The organism is Pseudoalteromonas sp. SWXJZ10B (assembly GCF_015864475.1).
In the GTDB taxonomy this organism is placed as follows: Bacteria; Pseudomonadota; Gammaproteobacteria; order Enterobacterales; family Alteromonadaceae; genus Pseudoalteromonas; species Pseudoalteromonas arctica.
In genome coordinates this window covers 1-21777 of the sequence record NZ_JADYXD010000028.1, presented here as the reverse complement: position 1 = coordinate 21777, position 21777 = coordinate 1, and the positions used below count along the sequence as shown (strand labels likewise).

19 protein-coding genes and 2 pseudogenes are annotated in these 21777 nt (G+C 36.5%); 11 read left to right on the top strand and 10 right to left on the bottom strand.

What is annotated here, in order from left to right; all coding sequences use genetic code 11:
- Positions 1-68: 68 nt before the first annotated feature.
- Positions 69-1979: an aminotransferase class I/II-fold pyridoxal phosphate-dependent enzyme gene (locus tag I6F54_RS18125; RefSeq protein ID WP_165729538.1), complete on the bottom strand. Its 1911-nt coding sequence runs from the start codon at positions 1977-1979 to the stop codon at positions 69-71.
- 244 nt (positions 1980-2223) lie between these two features.
- A pseudogene (locus tag I6F54_RS20390) lies at positions 2224-2416 on the bottom strand (endonuclease III); the annotation flags it as partial.
- A gap of 147 nt (positions 2417-2563) precedes the next feature.
- Between I6F54_RS20390 and I6F54_RS18115 the strand changes: the two are divergent.
- The gene (locus I6F54_RS18115) at positions 2564-6376 is read left to right on the top strand and encodes an SIR2 family protein (protein ID WP_197142553.1); all 3813 of its coding nucleotides are present in this window, start codon (positions 2564-2566) and stop codon (positions 6374-6376) included.
- Positions 6377-6447: 71 nt separating this feature from the next.
- On the opposite strand, the pseudogene I6F54_RS18110 reads toward I6F54_RS18115, so the two are convergent.
- Positions 6448-6696, bottom strand: a pseudogene (locus tag I6F54_RS18110) (endonuclease III); the annotation flags it as partial.
- Between the two features lie 67 nt (positions 6697-6763).
- Between I6F54_RS18110 and I6F54_RS18105 the strand changes: the two are divergent.
- Complete coding sequence (locus I6F54_RS18105) at positions 6764-8428, top strand: recombinase family protein (protein WP_231617052.1); 1665 nt, start codon at positions 6764-6766, stop codon at positions 8426-8428.
- A gap of 77 nt (positions 8429-8505) precedes the next feature.
- Here the strand turns inward: I6F54_RS18105 and I6F54_RS18100 are convergent, their stop codons facing one another.
- The gene (locus I6F54_RS18100; RefSeq protein WP_197142552.1) at positions 8506-8709 is read right to left on the bottom strand and encodes a hypothetical protein; all 204 of its coding nucleotides are present in this window, start codon (positions 8707-8709) and stop codon (positions 8506-8508) included.
- Between the two features lie 586 nt (positions 8710-9295).
- Here I6F54_RS18100 and I6F54_RS18095 point away from each other — a divergent pair.
- The 3 genes from I6F54_RS18095 (at position 9296) to I6F54_RS18085 (ending at position 11772) form a co-directional block, all read left to right on the top strand.
- Complete coding sequence (locus tag I6F54_RS18095; protein ID WP_197142551.1) at positions 9296-9688, top strand: hypothetical protein; 393 nt, start codon at positions 9296-9298, stop codon at positions 9686-9688.
- Between the two features lie 130 nt (positions 9689-9818).
- Positions 9819-10103, top strand: a complete 285-nt coding sequence (locus I6F54_RS18090; RefSeq protein ID WP_197142549.1) for a hypothetical protein — start codon at positions 9819-9821, stop codon at positions 10101-10103.
- A gap of 706 nt (positions 10104-10809) precedes the next feature.
- Entirely contained in the window at positions 10810-11772 is a 963-nt protein-coding gene (locus I6F54_RS18085; protein ID WP_197142546.1) for a replication initiation protein, read from the top strand.
- Positions 11773-11796: 24 nt separating this feature from the next.
- Here I6F54_RS18085 and I6F54_RS18080 read toward each other — a convergent pair whose 3' ends face one another.
- Positions 11797-12675: a hypothetical protein gene (locus tag I6F54_RS18080; protein ID WP_055018105.1), complete on the bottom strand. Its 879-nt coding sequence runs from the start codon at positions 12673-12675 to the stop codon at positions 11797-11799.
- An 812-nt stretch (positions 12676-13487) separates the two neighbouring features.
- On the opposite strand from I6F54_RS18080, the gene I6F54_RS18075 reads away from it, so the two are divergent.
- Positions 13488-13697, top strand: a complete 210-nt coding sequence (locus I6F54_RS18075) for a hypothetical protein (RefSeq protein WP_197142544.1) — start codon at positions 13488-13490, stop codon at positions 13695-13697.
- A gap of 828 nt (positions 13698-14525) precedes the next feature.
- Here the strand turns inward: I6F54_RS18075 and I6F54_RS18070 are convergent.
- The 5 genes from I6F54_RS18070 to I6F54_RS18050 form a co-directional block, all read right to left on the bottom strand.
- The gene (locus I6F54_RS18070) at positions 14526-15053 is read right to left on the bottom strand and encodes a hypothetical protein (RefSeq protein WP_197142542.1); all 528 of its coding nucleotides are present in this window, start codon (positions 15051-15053) and stop codon (positions 14526-14528) included.
- 50 nt (positions 15054-15103) lie between these two features.
- Entirely contained in the window at positions 15104-15472 is a 369-nt protein-coding gene (locus I6F54_RS18065; RefSeq protein ID WP_197142540.1) for a DUF2513 domain-containing protein, read from the bottom strand.
- 111 nt (positions 15473-15583) lie between these two features.
- Positions 15584-16195, bottom strand: a complete 612-nt coding sequence (locus tag I6F54_RS18060) for a hypothetical protein (RefSeq protein WP_197142538.1) — start codon at positions 16193-16195, stop codon at positions 15584-15586.
- Between the two features lie 367 nt (positions 16196-16562).
- Positions 16563-17297, bottom strand: coding sequence for an endonuclease (locus I6F54_RS18055; RefSeq protein ID WP_197142536.1), 735 nt, complete (start codon positions 17295-17297; stop codon positions 16563-16565).
- A 136-nt stretch (positions 17298-17433) separates the two neighbouring features.
- A complete protein-coding gene (locus I6F54_RS18050) occupies positions 17434-17943 on the bottom strand; it encodes a hypothetical protein (protein ID WP_197142534.1) in 510 nt (169 codons plus the stop codon).
- 230 nt (positions 17944-18173) lie between these two features.
- Between I6F54_RS18050 and I6F54_RS18045 the strand changes: the two genes are divergently transcribed.
- The 5 genes from I6F54_RS18045 to I6F54_RS18025 all read left to right on the top strand — a co-directional run bounded on the left by I6F54_RS18045 (position 18174) and on the right by I6F54_RS18025 (position 21738).
- A complete protein-coding gene (locus I6F54_RS18045; protein WP_197142532.1) occupies positions 18174-18590 on the top strand; it encodes a LexA family protein in 417 nt (138 codons plus the stop codon).
- Positions 18575-19834 carry a Y-family DNA polymerase gene (locus I6F54_RS18040; protein WP_197142530.1) on the top strand — a complete coding sequence of 420 codons (1260 nt, stop codon included), beginning with the start codon at positions 18575-18577 and terminating at the stop codon, positions 19832-19834. Before I6F54_RS18045 ends, I6F54_RS18040 begins: the two co-directional genes overlap by 16 nt.
- 342 nt (positions 19835-20176) lie before the next feature.
- Positions 20177-20845 carry a hypothetical protein gene (locus I6F54_RS18035; RefSeq protein ID WP_197142529.1) on the top strand — a complete coding sequence of 223 codons (669 nt, stop codon included), beginning with the start codon at positions 20177-20179 and terminating at the stop codon, positions 20843-20845.
- 73 nt (positions 20846-20918) lie between these two features.
- On the top strand, positions 20919-21209 hold the full coding sequence (locus tag I6F54_RS18030; RefSeq protein ID WP_197142527.1) for a hypothetical protein: 291 nt from the start codon (positions 20919-20921) through the stop codon (positions 21207-21209).
- Positions 21210-21378: 169 nt separating this feature from the next.
- Positions 21379-21738 carry a hypothetical protein gene (locus I6F54_RS18025; RefSeq protein WP_197142525.1) on the top strand — a complete coding sequence of 120 codons (360 nt, stop codon included), beginning with the start codon at positions 21379-21381 and terminating at the stop codon, positions 21736-21738.
- Positions 21739-21777 lie beyond the last annotated feature (39 nt).

Below are 21777 nucleotides of genomic sequence, written 5' to 3'. Positions count from 1 at the left end.
CCTGGCTTGCTTTTTTTTAACTAAAATTAGTTAACATCTATATAAAATGATTTATCCCACTTTGTATTTTACTTTTTAACCTTACCCTTAAGAACATAAATTTCACCATCGAAACTGCCTTGAATCGTCAATCCTTGGCTTGCCAACTCTTGCAAATATTCAACATGATCATTAGTAATATGCTGGCCCGGTACCAAAAGCGGAATACCCGGTGGATATGGAGTAACTAAACCGGCACAAATGCGGTTGTTACTTTTGCTAATAGGTACAGATTCGCGATCGCCATAAAATGCATCACTTGGAATACACGCTAAGTCGATAGCGGGTAAATTTTCAGGTAAGCGGGCTCTGCGCGTCGATTTCGACAGCTTTACCTTACCGCTGTCTAATTTTTTCAGCGCATTGTACAAACGAATGATTTTCGAGCGCGTGCCACCAAGCGTAAGTAAAACCAAGATGGTGCTGTGCGTGTATTTTTCTATCTCAAGGCCAATTTCATCCAATAAGTATTTATGAATATCTTTTAATGAATAAGGTAGTTCACTAATATCAATAAGGATTTTTAGCGGATCGTGACCCATGTTATCGCCACTAAAGTGCGGGAATATTTTCATAAAATCTTCCTTACCGAGCACTTTAATTTGCTTGAGCGACGCCATTTGTTGTTTAAACTCTTCAACATGATTTAGCAGCGCATTGAGTAATTTATAACCTTCCATCTCTAATTGCTTTTGGCATACGTCGAGAGACGCAATAAGCTGATATTTAGGCGATGTGCTCGCGTAGATACTGTAAATATCGCGGAAGAAATCTGCATCAAAATCGGGGTCGTTAATATGAATATAAGACGCCTGAGAAAATGCCGATACCACTTTATGGGCAGAATGGGTAATGTAGTCAGCCCCAGCATGTATGGCTGAATAATGACGAAAGCTAGGATGAAACAAAGAATATGCAAACCAGGCTTCATCTATAAACACTTTAATACCATGTTGATGAGCGTAATCTACCACTTGTTTCAGATCGCTAAGTAGACCATCGTAAGTACAACCAGTAAGCACCAATAATTTAGCATCTGTATTGTTTTCAATTGCCAACTTAATATCGGCCAACGACGGTGGCGCGAAAATACCGTATTTTGGATTTAGTATACTCGCCAAATAAATGGGGTAACTAGCTGATTGCAAGATGCCATAGTGTACGGACTTATGGCAATTACGGTCGACAATTACTTTATCTCCCTTGCGCAGCAGTGTCTGCAAGATGATTTTATTTGAGGTAGATGAACCATTTGTAACAAAGTAGGTGTGTTTAACCTCAAACGTCGCCGCGGCTGATTCTTGAGCGCGACCAATGGTATTGGTGCTGTCTGATAATGAACCTAGTGAGTCTACCGAAACGGACAGATCGCCAACAAATACATTGCGACCGTAAAACTGATAAAAATCGTTTATATAAGGAGAGTTTCTAAAGCTAGAACCGCCGCTATGACCAGGTGTATGCCAAGAGTCATTCGCTTCGCCAACATAACGACGATACGCCGTCCAAAATGGTGTTTCTGAGCGATCATCGAAGTCGTTGATCATATAACCTAAAATGGCTTCAGGGTCAGAAATTACCTCATCTTTAAAAAAGAAGGATTCGATTTCTTCCGATTCATTGATGATCTCCAGTCCTTTAGTGTCATCGCCGATAACATAAACCGGTAACTCGAGACGAATTGCCTTTAAGTCTTCGATAAAGCGACTATAAATTTGTTCACCCACTTTGTTGTGTACATCCCAACTGAGAACCACGGCTTGAATATCGCCATCTTCCTTTACACATTCCAGTGCTTGCTTCAGATCGAGACGTTCAATAATATCGATATCGATATCAACTCGCTCAAAATTAGGAATCGTTTTTGACAGGTTAGCGCAAAGCTCTTGTAGAATGATTGGGTCTTGCTCAATTATCAAGATACGAAGTAAAGGTAGCATAGGATTTCACAATAAAATTTTATAATGCTCAATAGCATAACTAAAGGAGTGAGACTTGTGAAATTAATACTTTGAAAAGTTTACCTGTTAGTCTTAAACGCCCTAATGAGTTTGGGAAAGATGAAAGCCGAGAAAAATTTTGGTGTTATGTTTGTAGGCGCGGCTTTATGCCGCGTTTTGGCGTTTTAAGGCTTGTGCTTTATTGCGCGAGGTAAACTCGCGACTACATGCCGCGCTTTTGGGGCTATTCAGTCTTATCTTTAAACTCACACAAGTCTTCAATAATACAGCTGCCGCACTTTGGCTTACGTGCTACGCAGGTATAACGTCCGTGAAGAATCAACCAATGATGCACGTCTACTTTAAATTCAGTAGGCACTACTTTTTCAAGCTTTTTTCTACCTCAACTATATTTTCCACATAGCGAGTTCAGTATGGATGGAGGCATGAGATATATACGTGTCTGTGTTCATTTTTAAATGACATTATTTATTCATTTTTGAAAAGAGTCTTAATTAATCTATTGATTTTAGTGTCTTTAAAGTAAGATAGTGCTTATATAATCGTTAAATGGAATTTTCTTAATGACTGAAATTAAACTACCTTCTTCTTTAAAAACACTCATAACTAATAATGAGGTAATTCCTTTAATTGGTGCAGGTGTTTCCATGTCAGTCCAAACTAATAAAGGGAATAGGGCCTTTCCATCATGGCCCGAATTACTCAAAAATGCTGCCAGTAAATTAGAAGATGAGAACTTGGTAAAACATTCTCAGATGGTAAATTTGCAAGTAGATACCGGTATGTATCAAGAGGCGGCCCGAGTTGTTCAATCAAATCTACCGGGCAGACAATGGTTTGAATTTCTTAAGTCTCAATTTTCTATTAATTTCAGTGAATTAGACCATAAGTCTAAAGAGTTACCAAAAGCAATTTGGCGATTAAGTAATAGGGTTGTTACTTTAAATTACGATAAGGTTCTTGAGTGGGCTCATGAAGAATCTGCCAACTTATGTGTTTTTGATAACTCCAATTCTGAGCAGCTCGCAGCGTTTGCAAGACCGACTAAACAAGAAATGCTTTGGCACTTGCACGGTAAAATAGAAGCCCCGCACCATATGGTTCTTACTCCTCAATCCTACCACCGTTTATATCAAGATGATGCTGAGGGGCATTATGAATCAGCACTTATGAAGTTTAGAGAGTTGATAAGTAATAAAGTTATTTTATTTATTGGTTGTTCATTAGATGATGCGGAATTACTCGCTGAAATAGTGAAGCAAAATGAATTGTACGATGGGAATACCGGACCACATTATGCCTTGGTGAGAGAAAGTGACAAGCAAGTAATTGACGGTAAGTTAACAGGTTGCCATGTTAAAACTATATCTTTTAGCGAGTTTGGTCAGCCATTAATTGATGCTGTACATCAATTAGCTGAATGTAAAATTATAAAAGACCAGCAGTTAGTTGAGCAAATAGTCGAAAAGTCATCCGAGAACGATGAAGCTTGTCCGCTACCATACGATAAAATTAGTTTATTCACAGCCTCCCCTCTAGATAAACCGATAGATGATTCAGATATCATCGCAAAGCTTAAAAAATTTAAATATCCTATTTATCATCAGGCTTTTACGGAATGTAATTTAAGGGAGGCTGACAATTACTCAATTTTGTTTTTACTTGCGAAGAAAACAAGCAATGGATTGTTAATTGAAGATGATAATGCTTGTAGTGAGTATATAGCTATTGATGAGTTGCAAGAGAACTTACCTTTAAAAGCTAAGTTGACAGTATTAATCACTGACAAGCTACTTAGCGAGCAAGAGTTAGAACGAGTCGACTTTCCTCTGCTTGTTTTATCACTGTTGAAAAAGCAAGGAAGGGAGCTAAAAGTTTTAGATAAATTAACTCATCAGTTATTTAAAAACCCTGATACTAAACACTTTATTGATAAACAAGATATTCAGTTGGTAAAGGTTAGTAAATCTTTATTAGAATCTCTAAATCCTGAAAATAAACTTCATTGGTCATGTTATCAACCTGTATTGCCGAGGGAAATCAATTCGAGCGAGTTACAGGGTTTTACCGGGCGATTATCCGATTTAGCGGATATTAGTCAAAAGCTAACTAAGGCAGCTAATGGTCAAAGGTTATTAACTATAAAAGGTAGCGGAGGTCTAGGGAAAACCACAATAGCAAAAAAAGTGGCGTTTGAGTTAGCCATTCGCGGGCATTTTGATGCTGGAGTCTATTTTATTGATTGTGAAAATATAATCAGTTCTAACCAGCTCGAAATACACATAGGGGAAGCTTTTAACTTACGAACTGCAGAAGATTTATTTGGTTATTTGGCAAAGCATCACGATCAGCGAAATAGGTTGATAATTTTTGATAATTTGGAAAGTTTATTATATTTAAAACACGTAACTCAAAGCACGGACAAACAAGCCATTGAGCAAGTTAAAGAGTTGTTATCACGTACGTTAATTTATGCAAAGGTTTTGGTGACCTCCAGAGAAAGTATCAATACAGATTGGGAAGATATTCTTCCCTTTAGGCAAATGGAATCAGAAGAAGCGTTATCTTTATTTAATCATTTAACTAAAAATAGCTACATTAGTGATGAAAATCAAGATTTTGCACGTAGGAAAGTTTTAGAGCCGTTACTAAATAATAACCCGTTAGCAATTAAACTAATTTGTGATGGTATGCCTAAAGGTAAAAACTTAAAAGAATTGAAGCAAGAATTAGAAGAAGATTTTTTTGGTAAAGTTAAAGAAGAAGATTTAACTTTAATGTTTGACGATGAGGTGGATACTAATATAAATCGCCAAGAGTCATTATATATATCTATTCTATATTCTTATCAAACACTTACAGATAGTCAAAAGCGTACTTTTGAATCATTTTCTTTATTTCCAGATGGTATTGACTTAGACACGTTTAAACGCTTAATTGCTGAAAGCAAAAAAGGTGATAGAAATAAGCAAGTAGGTAATTACAAAAAACCATTGAGTGATAAAGATATTTCTGTGCTCGCTCATAAATCTTTAGTTGAGGATCATAATGGATTTTATACATTGCAGTCTGTTATTCAGCGCTTTTCCCGCTTTCAATTTGAGCAGCATACCTTAGAGAGGGACCGACTTGAGTTGTTTAGACAAGCGTTTTTATATAATCAATCTCTTATGAATTATATTTACGAGCTTTATAAAGTAAACAAAAAAGCTTTACTTATCTTTGTATCATTATTCAACAACTTATTGGCAGCCCTTTCTTATGGTGCGATGAAAGGTATAGTAAGAAGTGATGAAGAAATTGAAGATTACATTTTAATGGTAGAAAATATAGGTGAGCTTTCATCCTTTTTAAATTTTACACCAGATTTTTTAGCTACTTTAGATAATCTTGAAATTGAACACTTTAAAACAGAAAACAATGAGGAGAAAGTCAGCTTAGCCTTGAAGCTAATTAAGATTTTTTCAACTTATTTTACTGGAGAGTTTGATAGGGCTTATGAGCAGTTAAAGTTGCTAATTACAAATAATTCACTGATGGATATTGAAGGTAGACCAGAGAAAGGCTCAATACTTGACAGTATTATTTATATGAATGCGCGCCATTTATATACAATGGAAGGTGAGGCATATGATAGAGTTCTCCATGATGTAAAGTATGATATCTATAATTATGCTGCTGTGTCAGCGGCTTTTGTGCAATTAGCTGTTAATGTGGCGCCTATATTAACTGTGGTGAGGCAAGAATCATATTATTATGAGGCACAGAGTTACTTAGCTGGCGTAAAGCTTCATCAAATAGGTAAAACAATTGATGAACTTCATGATAATCAGCATCTAGATAGAATTACTTTAACTTACATTAAGTCTCGAAATGTCTATATAGATTATGAGCATATTGATAAATTAGTAAGTGTAAACCCTTTTACAAGAGGTTTAAAAAGCCTTATGTTCGCCTTTTCATGTGAGCAAGATTCGCTAGCGGGAGAAAGTCACAATATTGAACAGGATGATAAAGTTATTAGATATTATCAGTCAGCATTACCCGATTTGAGCCACATAAAATTTTATTATGTACAAGCCCTTTATTTTTATGCTCGCTACCTACAAACAATAGACAGTCAAGATTTTGAAATAGTCTATGAAAAAGGGTTAGACTTAGCAAAAAGACACCATTATCGTTATTGGCAGCACTGCTTCTTAACATTGAAATGTCCAGCATTAGGCAGCTATGAGCCTGAGGACTATCCACTACCTGGGAATCCTGATATTTCAACATTAATTGAAAAGCAATTTAAATGGATTAAGAAAAGATATGGTACAAGTTTAAATCCTTTTAACCAAGAAAGAGCTGGTTTAAAGTTACTTGCTAGTTGATAGTTTTTAAAATTACATTGAAATGCGGGTGCTGTGCACTCGCATACATCTAATAAAATATATCAGGGAAGTTAATCTGAGGTTTTTTCTTTAAACTCACATAAGTCTTCAATAATACAGCTGCCGCACTTTGGTTTACGTGCTACGCAGGTGTAACGCCCGTGTAGTATTAGCCAATGATGCACGTCTACTTTAAATTCTTTTGGCACTACTTTTTCAAGCTTTTGTTCAACGGCGACAACATCTTTACCCATGGCAAGCTTAGTGCGATTAGAAACACGAAATATATGTGTATCTACCGCAATTACAGGCCAGCCAAAGTATAGTTATAGTAGATGGTTGTGTTATATTGATTTATAGTGTGTACAACAACAGCAGAGAATCAATATGATGAAATACCGAAATACCTTTAAGCCTTTACTTTACAGCTATATACGCTTTTCTACGATCGAGCAGGCTAAGGGGAATTCGTTAAATCGGCAGCTTAGTTTTGCAAAAGAGGTTGCCAAGGAAAAGGGACTTGAGCTTGATGATTCACTTTCTATGCGTGATATGGGATTAAGTGCATTTCATAAAACTAATATTACACGTGGTGCTTTGGGTATATTTTTAGCTGCGGTTGAGCAGGGTAAAGTACCTCCGGGCTCTATTTTGGTGCTTGAAAGTCTGGACCGTATTTCTCGTGCTGCACCACTAGACAGCCAGGGCATTATTGCTCAAATTATTAATGCAGACATTACAGTGATCACTGCTGCTGACCGTAAAGAATACAACAAAGAAAGCATTAAAAAGAATCCGATGGATTTGGTTTATATTATTATTGTACTAATACGGGCTAATGAAGAAAGTGAAATGAAATCGCTGCGGGTTCGCTCTGCGTTAACTAAACAATGCCAAGACTGGTTAGCCGGCAAACGGGGTTTTAGAGTTAAGTGCGGGATGTCGCCTAGATGGGTGGTGTGGAATGACGACAAAAAGTTATTTGAGCTAGAGCCGCGTAATAAGGCAATTATGTTACGTAAGATTGAACTATTTAAAAAAGGCTATGGTGGCATTAAAATAGCTGAGCTTATTAACGGTGAGTTTGGTGCGGGAACTGTACACCACACTGGGGCTAATATATATAAAGAGGTAAAGCGCCGCTCTCTTATAGGTGAGTTAAATGTAAAAGTAGGCGATGTTGATTACGTTCTGGAAGATTATTACCCGCCATTGATGAGTAAAGCTGAGTTTGATTTTTTAGTCGCAGATTCATCTAAACGAGGTGCGACGAAACACACGCAAAAGTTTGTGGGAGTTTTATCGGGCGTTGGTGTATTTAAATGTGGTAGCTGTGGTAAATCGGTAGGTTCGCATGTTGTTTATCGTAATAAATGTATTGATGAAGTAAAAAGCAGCCATAAGCGTTACGGCTGTGTTGAAGCTCGTCGCAGTAATAATTGTACAATGAGCTCTACTGTTCAAATCGAAATGGTTGAAAATGCTGTTGTTACTTTTTGCCAAGATAAGGTAAACCTGCAGCGTATTTTATTAAAAGGTGGTGATAGAGAAGCGATTAATATCAGAGAGGCTGAGCTTTCATCGCGTTTAGTTAAAATTAATGACGATATAGATTCACTTACTGATGCTCTTTTGACTTTAGATGGAACTCCACCACAGGCCATTGCAAACAAAATATCCAAACTTGAGTCTGAGGCGCGTGAAGTTGAGTCGCAGATTGATATGAGTAAAAATAAATTAGCTAAAATTGACAACTCATTTCGTGATGAAGTAACTGATCGTTGGTTATCTATTACTAAAAATCTTGTAAAATTATCCAGTGATGAACGTTTGGCCATTCGCCAACTAGTTAAAGACACTTTTAAAAGCATCAGCTTACAGTTAAATACATTTAGCGGCGATAAAGGAGGGCTCGATAATGTATTTGAGCATTTATTAGGTGCATCAAATGCTGACTACTTTGAGCTCCTACTTGAATTTCATAATGATAAGAAGCGTTTGTTGCGTCTGCATAAACATACTGGTGAGCTAGTTAGTGGTTATGACTTTTGACGTAATTACGAAGGAATCAGTTGCAAGTTCATCTTTGCAACTGGCCATACTTAATATTGCATGATTATAAAGCTTAGTTATTTAGAATCTTTAAAGTAATAAGGATCAATACTTTTAAACCGAGCACAAAAAGTATCAATAGTATATGCCATCATCGCCTCGAAGACCATTAACTCAACTGCTACCCCTGACTTAATAATCTTACCGTTATCGGTGATTATCGCTAGCACATATCCTTTTTGCATTTGAAGTCCATTATTATTAGAAGAAATAATTTGCATAGTAACCTTTAATTTATCAATAGAAAAAACTGGTTATGTTGACTTGGTTAGTTTGAGGGTTTAATTATTCAAACTAACAGTACTATAGTAACTATTTTCAAAATTTTTCAAAATTTAGGGAGGGTTGGATAAATATCTGAATTCCTCCGCCAAATGGAGCTTCACATCGCTTTTTGATTGGAATTTTAAAAGTGTGAAAAATTTATATTAAATTTTTCAGGTAAATTGAGGCAGGAATAATTACTTTTTTGAAAACAAGCTTTGCGATTAGTTAGTATTAATTTTTCGATACACTTAATATGAAAGGGTAGTTTTAAGTGTTTTTTAACTTCAAATAGCTTATGTACTCAAGATATAAACCTACTTTCGAGATTGTTTAATAAGTATGACTAAAACTACTGTCAGGAGAGCTGCGGGTAGTAACCAAATAAAATCAGCCATTTTATTCTTCTTCGAGGTTGTAGAGTCATAATCTTACTTTAATGATTTTTATTATTTTTGCAAATTTAGCCAACAAAACGCAATTCTTCATTTTTAACCATCGCATGGCCCTAGTTAATTTCAGGACAATTAACGAGGACAAATCATGAAAAATACTAAATCTCAATTTATTCGCCAATACGTTCGAGCCAGCAAATCGCCTTGGGATGACTGCTCTACAATTTTATTGCTAGCAGATGTAGTTGACGAACAAAGTTTGGAGTTAAATTTCAATAATTACATATATCTACATAGAGATAGCGTTGGGAAAATACTTGGTATTAGTATTTCAAATAGTATGTTGGAAAAAAATCCGAGTTTTGAAAATCGATATTTAGAAGAAGTTGATATGGTGCTTTTTTTACTTATCCACATAGAGCAAATAACACAGTTTTGTGAGCTGTTCTCTGAGGAGTTTCAGCAAATATTTATGCAAACGCCAACTACATTTTTTGCAGCCGCAGAGAGTGATTGGGTCGATATTATCGATAATGCATAACCCCCCTAAGCGAACATTTGTTCGCTTTTTTTAAAATATTTTTCGTAAACCGATTTAAATACCCATGTCTGATTTTATTTACTAATACGTTATCGATTTTGATAACAAACTACACAAGGATAGTCAAAACATGAAACATGCATACGTATCAACATTGGATTTTTTAAATTTATTACACTCATTTAGCCGGGTAATCACCGCGAATGACCACCAGATAAACTTATTAGAATTACGCAGTGATAATGCGAATTTAGATGAGCTTTGGGAGGTAATTGGCTCTGAAATTACAGCGAATAAAGAGCTAAATCAGTACGCTATGCGAAAGTTTACCTACGAGCTTATGCATGCTCTAATTAGCGACCCTGTAGAGCGTGTGGAGCTGCCGTGCGACTTTGAAGATGATGTTTTTGCTTAGTGTTAAATTGGAAATAATTAGCGATTGAAACTGAGGTCATAATAGTTATTTTCAAAATCAAAATAACAGCCTAATCATGTCTCCCCAAATATGCCGTGAATCATTATTTGCTGATTCGCTGCCCTAACTGCAATAGCGTTTAATAGGGCATTTTACTCAGTTACTGAGTATCAAACCTGGGAGGAGGTCCTGCGCAAATACAGGATTTCGTTACGGTGGCTCAAAAGCGCAGTCATTGTAATAATGTTTGGCAAGGCGGCGTAGAGGTCAAATGCAAAAGGGAGGTAGATTTATATCTACCTCCCTTTTGCGTATTTCAGTAAGGCAGCTCACTCAGTAGTTTTATTACAAATGATAGTGGTGAGGTAAAAAAAATAAAAAATAATTAATTTATTTTTTAACCGTCAGAAATTAATTAATAAAAAATAGAAAGTGGCAAATGTGCCTTTATTTTTATTTTTTCTATTTTAATACTTTTAGAGGATGTTATCTTATTGAAATTAAATAAAATATTTACTGTGTTTGTGGGCGATTTATATGTTTATTGTGGCACTTTATACGAAATGAGTAGGCAATTTATACGGTTTAGGGGGGCACTTTACCGTGAATAAATAAAAATTTTATTAACCAAAAAACTTACCGAAATTTCTTTTATTGGTTGAGCCGCGGTTAGCATAACACCATCAACCAGAAATGAGGTAGAGAGATGAGCAGTAAAAATTCTTCAAAAATTGTTTTCGCCAATAAGCTATTACATGCGGGATATTCGCTAGAGATTAATGAGCAGCGATTAATAAATCTCGCGTTGTCTAAAATCAATTCCAAAAAGTCTAACCCAGGACAAATTGTTATTTATCCAACGGAATATGCCCAGTGTTTTGGCCTCAGTAAGCGCAGCGTTTATGAGCAGCTGAGTTCTGCCGCAAAGTCACTCCAAGATAAATCCGTCACTATTTTAGACGATAGCGGTGAAGCGGTATCAATCCCGTGGGTGAGCAATGCTACATACGAAAAGGTGAAAAATCAGGGCTCGTTTATCACACTGGAGTTTTCAGAAGCTATCGAGCCGTATATTTTTAATATTGAGGGTGATTTCACAGAGTTATATTTTCATAACACAGTAAAATTAAACAGTCTGGCATCATTTCGATTGTACGCACTCCTTAATTGGGTGCGAAATTATAAAAATTACAAACGGAAGGGCGAGGTAGTTGTGAATTTTCAATTACCAGAGATGAAACAGAAATTATTTTTATCCGAATCATACGGAGTATGGCGGGATTTCAAGGCTCGCGTACTCTTACCTGCTATTGAAAAAATCAATGCCCACACAGATATATGCGTAACGTTTAAGCCGCTAAAAGTGGGTAACTGTATTACTGCCATTGAGTTTGCGTACAGCACTCAATGCCCTAGTAAAAGTGAACATATAGCTAGGCCAAATCTATTTCGCCGCCCTAGAGTTAAAAAAGGGTCAGCTAAAGAGGGCGAGTGGGCTCGTGCAAACCTCACGTTATTAGGAACCTATGAGCTGTTAAAACAGAATCAAAATCCTACTTTTAAGCTGAAAAAAGCAGATGTAAGGCGTTGCGTGGAATATGCAAAAATCCTTGGTGACGATGAATCTAAGATTTTTTACTCTAAACAATTGAATAAAAAACAACCATAACGCATTAATGTTTATACTACTGCATTACGAGTAAAACATTTTTTCAATTTCAGAACAAAGTTTAGTTCGGTATATTATTGAGGCACGCAGCAGCTCAGCATCACTTTCACTGAGAAGTGGTGCGCGCGACTTTTTGTCGTAACGTTCAGGTAGCTCCGTAAATAGCTGCTCATGTAAACGTTTAATGTCATCAAAAATTTTGACCGACTGAGAGAATAAAAAAATCTTACTGTAATCGTTATTTTTTAACGAGGCCAAATATTTTAGTAAAATAGCCTGCCGTGCCGTTTTATTTTTAAATGAGTGCTCAATTTCAACTGCTGCAATAGAGCCATCGAGGAGTCGTACAGCACCATCTATCGTTCGCGTATCAGATAGGTTATTAATACGTTTAAATTCAGGCTCAGTAATAAGCCCATTCCACATGGGCGCGTATGTTTCATCACTTTGATAATTATGTATACCGCGCAGCATGACAAATGCGTTAATCAGGTTATGCATAACATTATTTTGATTGAACTGCAGAGCAGGGTTTTTATTACTCCTAAAATATACGTCGATGCCCATTAATTCCTCGGCAAATTTGGCTGCAGTATAGGTAGGCACGTAGACACGACCGTCAGGGCTTCGGTGTGTTTTTACCACACGCAGCAAACTGTCCTTTTCTAGCCGGTTCAGATGCTCTAATGCTAACCGATGATTAATGCCGTAGAGCCAGCGAATAATCCCTGGTGTAACAATGGAAAACCGAATAGCAATTAAAGCGGTTAATCGTGTTCGGTTAACCCCTTTTTGATGATTGTTTACGCCTGGATAATACCGCATATCAATATCAAAATAGCGAGGGTAGTGAGTATGAAGAGTGTTGTTCGTTTCCAAATTTATTGATGGTTGCTGAGTCAATTCACAAAATCCTTTTGGTGAGTTAATTAGTAAAAGTAACTAGCACCGCAACACAAAAATTATCATCATTTTATAATTATATTGTCGTTTTTCATCCCGAGATGCTCTTACAGCATGCACGGAATCATTGTCGCGATAATTATCGCAACAAAAAGCAGCTTTCAGCTGATGGCCTCGTCGCTTCGCTACTCAACCATAGGGCCTAAAACGCCCGCCAGCTCTGGTTGTTGCTCCGCAACGAGCTGGCTCAACGCGCTATCGCGCTAGCGTTGTAGACCCTGCGCGAATGTACGAGCTACGCTCCGTACTAACCGCCATACTGCCGCGCCTGACAATGCAATGGGTGCCCCATAATTTGCATTTTTCATCTGCTTTTATTTTCTGACGAAAATTATGGTTCGATATCAATTTGTCCCAAATTGATATCGAATTTCGCTGATGCGAAACACTATCGCGGTTAGTACAGACCAGCCTGTACATTCGCGCGACTCCATACATTTCCGGCTGCGCCTCCAATGTATTACGCGAGCTATTGGTCTCATTCTGAGACGCTTTTTTTGCAGTTTGTCGTGCCGAAAAATGCGTTTTAAGAGCGTCTATCAGACAAAAAACGTCTTCAAATTAAACTTATTAATAAACTTTTTAGATAAAGAGGAAAGGATTTTTGCTTAAAAGATTAAGTGAAAATAGAAGAAAAGTTAATGCCTTATTCAAACTGTTTGTTGCTGAGCTGCGCAGTCAAACAAGTTTGTTTTTTATCACGAAATCATTAAATTTGAAAGCATAAATTAATAATTAAGAAGGTTTAAAAAATGAAAAATAATGACGCTACTGATATCGCGATTAATCCAACAACAGGATTACCTATCACAAATGCGAGCGCTAATATTGTAGATGTTGGCGGCAATGTAGTGGGCCAATCTAATCGAGTAATGACCGTTTATGAAATTGAAGAGTCGATAGGAGACTCTATAGAGCACGATTGTTTTGATGCTTTTGACTCGTTTGATGATGGTTTTTAATGCCCAAAATATTGAAAGCAATTAGTCGGTATCGAATAGAAGCTGTCTATTCGATTATCGCATTTAGTGGCTCAGCTATACTGTTTTTACAGTACCAACTAACTCAAAATTTTGCCTGGTTTATCGCTCTAAGTTTGTTTTGCACTAAAATGTCTATTGGTATAATTAACTATGAGCAATATCGCCAAAGTAATAAGCATAGTATGAAAGCTATGCTTAAATATTTGTTTTTTAAGTTTATATAACCCCCGTTTATTTGTCCTAAACGCAAAGCGCTCCGAGTTAATCAGGGCGCTTTTTTAGTTGTATAAGCATTTAAGTTTTTAACCAGCCTGCCTTTAAGTTAGTTAAAATATTCTGATTCGACAAACATCAACGTATAAATTGTGAAATATAAGGCATCTGGTGTGGGCTTGAGGGTACCATCACTTAAGCTGATTTTGAGCCACAGCTTGAGAATATGTTTATAGCGAGCGAATCGCACGTTCTTCTACCACAGCGTCGCTCGTTTGTCTGAATTACTCATTTGTAACAAACTTCTTAACTATTTGCCAGTACTACCAAAATACAGTAGTTCTGTTTTTTACTTAAGGGCAAAAACGAGCGATACGGTCGTTTTCCTGACTATGCAAGCAATATACTTTGACAAAATTGAAAAGTAACTGTTAACGACCGCTTATCGCTCGAAGCTGGACTTTGCAAAAGTGCCACGGTAATGCCCACGAGCAGCATTTGGGAACGCTTCACAAGAGTCAAATAACTGTCGGCTAAAATGTTGATGTACGAAAACAGTCAGCTGTTGTTTTATCCTTTTGATCAACTCGCTTTTTATAAACCAGATAGATCTCTTTCGCTATTTATGATTGATGCTCTTTCTCGTTTGGCTATTTGGGTTTGAGAATCATCCATATATGACAATGTTAGCTGATAAGGTTTTGTATAAACATTACACATCCCAACGATTCGTTTACCGTTACCACCTAACCTTATTATTGGCATGCCGCTAATTACTGCTGATAAGTCAGGTTTTTTAGCTCCGTATTTTTTGGATAATGCTTGCTCTAAAGAAGATAGCTCTTGCTTGCAGTCCGCTTTGGTTGGGAAACTACCTTGTGCTTCAATTTTATATACAGATTGTGTTTCAGGTGTTACATAAACAGAGTAATTATCTAGATTTCCATAAGGTTTTTCTGGCTTATACCTATATTGATCACCTTCTACTTTTGTTACCTTGATTAATTCGAGGCTACTGATATTAATTTTTTCTTTGAATTTATAACCGAATCCACCTTCAACGTCATTGGCTAAAGTAACGAAAGGTAAGCTTAGTAATAAAATTACTGTGATATATTTCATAAAAACTCCTAGTATGATTAGAAAAGCTAACGAGAAGCTACAGAGGTTTGTTAGCTGCTAATACCTAATAAATTCTGTTCAACTATTTTCGCTAGTACGCTAGCCCAAACTGAAAAGGAAACATCACCAATTTTATTTACTGCATCTTTAGTTTGCTGCCAGATCTTTTCACTTTTTGCATTTTCAATAAACTCATGTCCCTCCCATGTAAGTCTGGTTGGAATTGCCTCTGGACTTAATGAATTATCATCTGAAGTGTTGCTCGCATCTATGAGTCCAGCTTCATCTAGAATGAAACAATGATAAAGGACTTCCTCTTCAGTATAACCTTCTACCTTAAAGTTGCTGGGAGCGTATCCGTGCTTATGTTTACTCAAGGCAAGTAAAATCTCTCTTACTAAATCCATGTTTCGTTTCATAAAATAAAACCTTTGCAAAAAGGCAGCGCATGTAAATGTAACTTACCGCGCAGCGGTATATCGGCTGTATTACTACAGCGTATTATTAGGCGTGCTTTGTAACACTTCGTCTTACTCTAATTTATTTCTTAATGTAACTAGAAGATCACTTAGAATGGATAACATTTCATTGAAACAAGCCACTATTTCTATCCAACTTTTTTCTGGGAAGTTATGATCTTCTTTGCTTACTTGGAATATTATAGTTCTATCTTCATCATTGCATACAGATGAAATTGAATCAAAAACCTGTCTTTCTGAAAAATGTACATAACCTGATGTATATTTATATACATCCTTAACCCAAGGATGATTCTCAGTCATTTTATTAATGAGATAACCATCTCTAAGTTTTTTTCCATCACGGCACTTGAATGAATTTAGTGCCTTGCCTCCAATAATTGCTTTTGCCATTTCAAAGGGCTCATCTACATATGTATATGCCAATAGTCGGCTTATCGTATCTAGTTCCATTCTCACAATTGCACGAGCACAAGTCATATTCTTTAATTTGACTAAATCATTAAGACCACTTGCCAAACTTAGAGATCGTTTAATAGCACCTATGATTATGAGATCCAATGTATACATTGGCCTATCACCACCACCTAAAGTTTTCATACCCATCTTCGGAAGATATGAAGCCCATTGATCAAGCTTTTCTAACTCTTCGTTAATACTCATATTTCGCCTAACAATTTAATATTGATCAAATGGAGCATATACCAGCTGACTTAACGTTCATTTATTTACTTTATATGGTTTTAACAAATTACCTAAGGTATTACTATCACTAAGTTTTCTAAAACTTTAAAGTAAGTTTAATAGAATAATATGCGTGCATCGTTCATATATTATTAGCATATGGGCAAAGAACAGTTTGAACAATCAATTTACTAATATTTAGCCAACCTCAATGACCGGTTTTCGCTCAAAGCTGCTCATTCTGGATTAAAAACTAACTAATAAAAGCTGAGAGTTTAACGTTTAAAAAGTCGCTTAATTGGTTCTTAATTATAAGCTTTCATAAATCATGATTAGGGTAATATGGTCAAAGGTCTTTACTCTCACAGCGACTTTTTACTACATCATTTTGATTCTTTTGTAGCTTTGAAATTTTTTCTGCTCGAGTACATTCCCAAGCATCTACAGGATATATTTTATCCCATGCATTCATTAGTTGGCGTTGTGCTTTACTCATGCTATATCGTTTGTAGGTGTTCTCCATATATAGATAAGTCCGCGCAATTTGCCCTCTAGCCATTTCAGGTGGCTCAGCTTTACTGTCATCAATTTTCATCGCACAACGTCCAAAATCGCTTTTAGCCGCTGGAAGCATGGTAAAGTTATGATTACTTCTTAGAGCGTTCACAGCCCCAATAGCCGGATAAAGGTTGAACATATCAGCTTGCATGAAACGGTATTCCGTATTTACTTTCTCTGCACATCTTCGACCTTTAAATGACTTCCCCTTACTATTTACACATTGCTTATGCCCATCTCGCCATTCGCTAAAAGTACGACCAAAGTTTTCTGCTGGAACAACGTGTTCCCATTCAATTTTTTTAGCTCGTTTGACGTATTTTGTTGTAGAAAAGCCTTCCGGCTCGGTTACTTTTTTACTAGCGTCAAATGTCGCACCACAATAAAGTGTAATGCGGTGATTGTTATAAACCTGCTTTTCTAGAAGTCGTTTAGCTTTGCTAAATGAGTCGATTTCTTGATTTGCTGAAGAGGCAGCAGAAAAAACAAGTGTTGCTAACAGTGAAATTGTGGATGCTTTCATTATAATTCTTGATACCTATTTCAGTTTAAATATGTCACATATAATAAATGAGTTAATAAGCTAGTTCTCATTTGTGGTGACTGACAATTTTAATTGTAGAACTAAGATATTATGCTTTTAAAATTTAATGGGAAAGCTACTTCCCAGTCCATGTATTGTCATTTTGATACTGTCCAGAGCAAGCGCTGTTATATGCAAATTGGCCAGTAGACTTATCTCGACAGCGCCAGACTAAGTTGTAGTTACCATCATAAAACTGGTCCCACGCATAGCCAGAAGAATAGTTATTTGACCCGCCAGCTCCTGCTGCTGCAACAGCTAAAACAACGACACCTACCGCAACCACAGCAGCAACAACGCCTTGAGCGATTTCTTTTCTGTCTTGCGCGGCTAATATCTCACATTTGTACTGAGTAAGTGTTCTATATTTAACTTCCCTGTTAAGCGCATAGATATAGTTCACTTCATCAGTATTTTCGGCGGTATAACTTTTAGCGAGGATATCTTTATCATTAAGGTAGTTTCGACACACTTGAGCATCTGTTAATTCAGAGTCACCAGCAATGATGGCGTGTCTAGAGGCTGAACAGCCAGTAATAAAGCTAAGTATTAGAAAAGGTACAATAGTGTTTTTAACTAAAGTCATCAGTAAATTATTCCATAATTAAAATAAGCTTTGAGTAAGCTCATAATTCCTTTGTGAAATTTTAACAAACCGATGGTAATTTTACTAATTGTTATTAAAGAGGTTTTTAATCTTTAAGGCTAAAACCTGCTTATAGCAACTCTAATTAAACTATCGTCTTCACAAAAAGAACCTTGGCATAATTTGAACCTTAAATTACACTGTATATATAAACAGTATTTGAGGTGTATATGTTCGTTATTCCAATTTTTATAGAAGCTGGCATCACCGGCTTTGAATCTCCTGCCGCAGAATATGTAGAGCTAGGTATTTCAATCGATGAGCTAATCATTAAACACCCCAATGCTACTTTTATAGGCATCGCTTCAGGTCAATCAATGCAAGGGGTGGGGATATTCGATGGTGATTTATTGGTTATTGATAGATCTGAGGATCCAAGTACAGGTGATATCATTGTTGCAAATTACAACGGTACATTTGTTTGTAAGATCATAGACAAAACAAAGCGCCTGCTTATCTCTGCATCTCACGATTATAAATCCGTTTATATTTCTGAAGATGATGACTTTAAACTCGAAGGTGTCGTTACTACTAGTATCCGTCTACACAAAAATATTGTTGAGTTAAATCGATGTTTGCCCTCGTAGATGCGGTTGCATTTTATGCCAGTGCGGAGAAAGTATTTGACCCATCCATTCGCTTTAAACCCGTTGTTGTTTTAACAAATAACGATGGGTGTATTTGTGCCATATGCCCTATCGCAAGAAAGTTGAACATCCCAAAATTTCAGCCTTACTTCAAGATTAAAAACTATTTAGAACAGCACCATGTCGTGGTTCGCTCTTCTAATTATGAACTTTACGCTGATTTAAGTGAAAGAATGATGACTGTCATTAATCGTTTTTGTGATGACCATTATGTTTATAGTATTGATGAATCGTTTTTACGTTTTACTGGTTTTTCTAAAATCATTAATGACTGGGCTGACTACGGACACACAATACGACGAGCTGTATGGCGCGAGACAGGATTACCTGTTGGTGTAGGCTTTGGCATTACGCCTACGTTAGCTAAAGCAGCCAACCATGCGGCAAAAAAACTCTCTGGTTATAACGGAGTTGCTGTTATTAATGATGATATCTCACGCCAAGAAATCCTGATGCGTATGGATGTTACCGATGTCTGGGGTATTGGCTCTCGACTCGGTAGAAAACTCAAGGTGATGGGAATTAAAAGTGCATGGGATTTAGCGAATCAAAACCCAAAAGAAATGCGACGCATGTTTAGCGTTGTTGTTGAGAGGACCGTAAGTGAACTCAATGGCATCGCCTGTTTGAGTTGGGATGAAGTAAAACAGAATAAAAAAGAAATCTACTCGACAAGAAGTTTCGGGGAAAGAGTAAGTGACTTAAATACATTAAAATCAGCCCTCGTAACACACGCAACGATTGTTGGCCGCAAGCTAAGAAAACAACAGTCATTAGCAAAACGACTTGTTATATTCGCTGCAAGCTCTCCACACGAAGACCTGTATTATAAGAAATCGTTGCTCTATGATTTTCCTATACCTACATCAGATACCAGTGTTATAGCCAGTGCTGTTTCAGATGTTATTGATGATATTTATAAGGCTAACACGCGCTTTTATCGCTGCGGTATTGGCGCAATAGAATTAGAAAGTGAGTTATTTCAACAAGCGGATATGTTTTCTGTAAGTAAAGATAACCCAGAAGTAATGGCGTGTTTGGATGCTATAAATAAACGTTATGGGGTCGGCACTTTATCTTTAGGAAGTGAAAAGCTCACAAAATCATGGAGCATGAAACGAGCTTTTTTATCGCCCCATTACACAACCCGCTGGTCAGATATTCCAATCATAGATTGTGATTGAATTGGGTTAGATAAACCAAATATTGAATGGAATTAGACCAGAACATTCATCTAGTATGAAAATCTAATAAATGGACGTATCGCTTTTACTGAATAAACTTTAGCTCAAGATATTCCTCTTTGAGCGATTAGCGGTCATTCAGGGTAAATTGGCATTAGTTAAGGGTATTAATAGATACTTTCCCTTCTTTCACATAGTAAAACTATCTTTCTGAAGAGTAATATTTAAAGCTGGCAATACTTACACTATTTGATAATAATAAGAAATCATTAAATAGGGACGTTTTCGCACTAAAATAGGGAAAGTGTCTTTTGATAAAGCTGTTAGCACCTAGGGGGAAATTTGGCATCTTGGAATTTAAAAGCTCTCAGAGAAAAGTTAAAAGCTACCCATGATAAACATAGTATTGAGCGAGCAGTCATATGCATGGACTCATTCGACTGGAAAAGTAAAGCAGCACTTTATCATGTTTATACAGCTGATGAGGTCTTTTCAAAATATTCAGGTAGAAAAGATAAAGATGTTGCAGAAATGATGAATCGGTTATTTTCAGAGGAGAGCGATGTAGAGTTTGAAAAAGCTCGTTGTATAAGAGAGTTTTCTTTGGTCGCAGCGGCAACAACTGTCCATACGCTTCCAGAAATATTAGCTCAAATTATAGCAGTATCGACTGACCCAGAAATTAGAAGCGTTCACTCTATCTCATTTAATGGTGTTGTCAAAAAGATGATGAATCCAGAATACAAATCAAAGCTAGAGGCCTTTCAGGAAAGTTTCGAATATCAGTATGTTCACGCTTTTACAAATACCGTAAAACATATTAGCCTTGTCAAACCAAAATATAGTGTTGGCTTTGATACTCAGAATTATCATGGGGTAGTATTCGATTCGTTCACCTTTAAAGGTGAGGACTTCGAATCAATTCGAGATGAAAAACTAGTAGAGTTTATTAATTCAATTAGATCACATTGCGTTAAATTAGGCCAAGAGCTGAATGAACTCGTCAATTAACGTCTTTCGCTGGGACGCATACAAGTAGGGCTGCTTCGCTATTGAAAAGTTAGCTGTTTCAAAGGAATTGAGTTTGATTCAACATTTGAGTAAGTATAAAGAATATATAAAAAAATGCGGTGTTGGTGATAATGACGTGGTTGCAGATTCACGTAAGTCTTATATCTCTTATTTAAACGGTGTTTCTAAACATCTAAACATCACAATTTCTCCCAGTATTTTATCTAATGAAAATGATGTGTTCGAGCTATCTAATCGATTAGCAGAGGCTAAGCAAGTATCACCTAAAACCATTAAAAATTATGGTGCTGCAATGAAAATGTATGTAAATATGGTTTCATCTTTAGGTTTAAAAAACAACTAACAAATGACTATGATACCACTGTCCGCTTATGGCACTAAGCCGTATTTCATCAGGAAGAAAAGCCGGCCTTTGGATAATTCTATGGTATGCACAACATTTATTTGGCAGTTACTACTTTAAAGGATTAGTTGGTTTGCTTTCATATGAGGCCTAAATACGGAGTAAAGAAATGACTGAAATAATTAAAGCAAATTTTAAAATTGAAAATAACAATAATATTTCTGGAGTACTTGCTACTGGATCAGACTCAAAAAAATTCAGTTGCTGGTCTTCAGAGTTTTTTCATATTGAAGATCACTCTAACATCTATGGTAAGACTAACGAAAATAAATATATCTCCTTATTAAACTGCTTAGGCGGGAGCGGTGCGTCCAGTTATATGTCTCAAAATGAGCGTTCATACTCATGCGAAGTTTATTCGCATACTTTGGTTGTTGGAAAAGATAAAGTAAATTCTGAAACAGATAAATTTGATTCTATTTCGTTAGTAGCCCCCTGTGTCAGGATAGTTGTCGCCTCTAACTTTTAATAGAGGCAGATAAAATGAGACGTCGATTTACACCAGAAT

What these genes read in the sequence shown, in the direction of transcription:
- I6F54_RS18125 (WP_165729538.1), bottom strand. Translation starts at nt 1,979, where the DNA reads ATGCTACCTTTACTTCGTATCTTGATAATTGAGCAAGACCCAATCATT.
- I6F54_RS18115 (WP_197142553.1), top strand. Translation starts at nt 2,564, where the DNA reads ATGACTGAAATTAAACTACCTTCTTCTTTAAAAACACTCATAACTAAT.
- I6F54_RS18105 (WP_231617052.1), top strand. Translation starts at nt 6,764, where the DNA reads ATGATGAAATACCGAAATACCTTTAAGCCTTTACTTTACAGCTATATA.
- I6F54_RS18100 (WP_197142552.1), bottom strand. Translation starts at nt 8,709, where the DNA reads ATGCAAATTATTTCTTCTAATAATAATGGACTTCAAATGCAAAAAGGA.
- I6F54_RS18095 (WP_197142551.1), top strand. Translation starts at nt 9,296, where the DNA reads ATGAAAAATACTAAATCTCAATTTATTCGCCAATACGTTCGAGCCAGC.
- I6F54_RS18090 (WP_197142549.1), top strand. Translation starts at nt 9,819, where the DNA reads ATGAAACATGCATACGTATCAACATTGGATTTTTTAAATTTATTACAC.
- I6F54_RS18085 (WP_197142546.1), top strand. Translation starts at nt 10,810, where the DNA reads ATGAGCAGTAAAAATTCTTCAAAAATTGTTTTCGCCAATAAGCTATTA.
- I6F54_RS18075 (WP_197142544.1), top strand. Translation starts at nt 13,488, where the DNA reads ATGAAAAATAATGACGCTACTGATATCGCGATTAATCCAACAACAGGA.
- I6F54_RS18070 (WP_197142542.1), bottom strand. Translation starts at nt 15,053, where the DNA reads ATGAAATATATCACAGTAATTTTATTACTAAGCTTACCTTTCGTTACT.
- I6F54_RS18065 (WP_197142540.1), bottom strand. Translation starts at nt 15,472, where the DNA reads ATGAAACGAAACATGGATTTAGTAAGAGAGATTTTACTTGCCTTGAGT.
- I6F54_RS18060 (WP_197142538.1), bottom strand. Translation starts at nt 16,195, where the DNA reads ATGAGTATTAACGAAGAGTTAGAAAAGCTTGATCAATGGGCTTCATAT.
- I6F54_RS18055 (WP_197142536.1), bottom strand. Translation starts at nt 17,297, where the DNA reads ATGAAAGCATCCACAATTTCACTGTTAGCAACACTTGTTTTTTCTGCT.
- I6F54_RS18050 (WP_197142534.1), bottom strand. Translation starts at nt 17,943, where the DNA reads ATGACTTTAGTTAAAAACACTATTGTACCTTTTCTAATACTTAGCTTT.
- I6F54_RS18045 (WP_197142532.1), top strand. Translation starts at nt 18,174, where the DNA reads ATGTTCGTTATTCCAATTTTTATAGAAGCTGGCATCACCGGCTTTGAA.
- I6F54_RS18040 (WP_197142530.1), top strand. Translation starts at nt 18,575, where the DNA reads ATGTTTGCCCTCGTAGATGCGGTTGCATTTTATGCCAGTGCGGAGAAA.
- I6F54_RS18025 (WP_197142525.1), top strand. Translation starts at nt 21,379, where the DNA reads ATGACTGAAATAATTAAAGCAAATTTTAAAATTGAAAATAACAATAAT.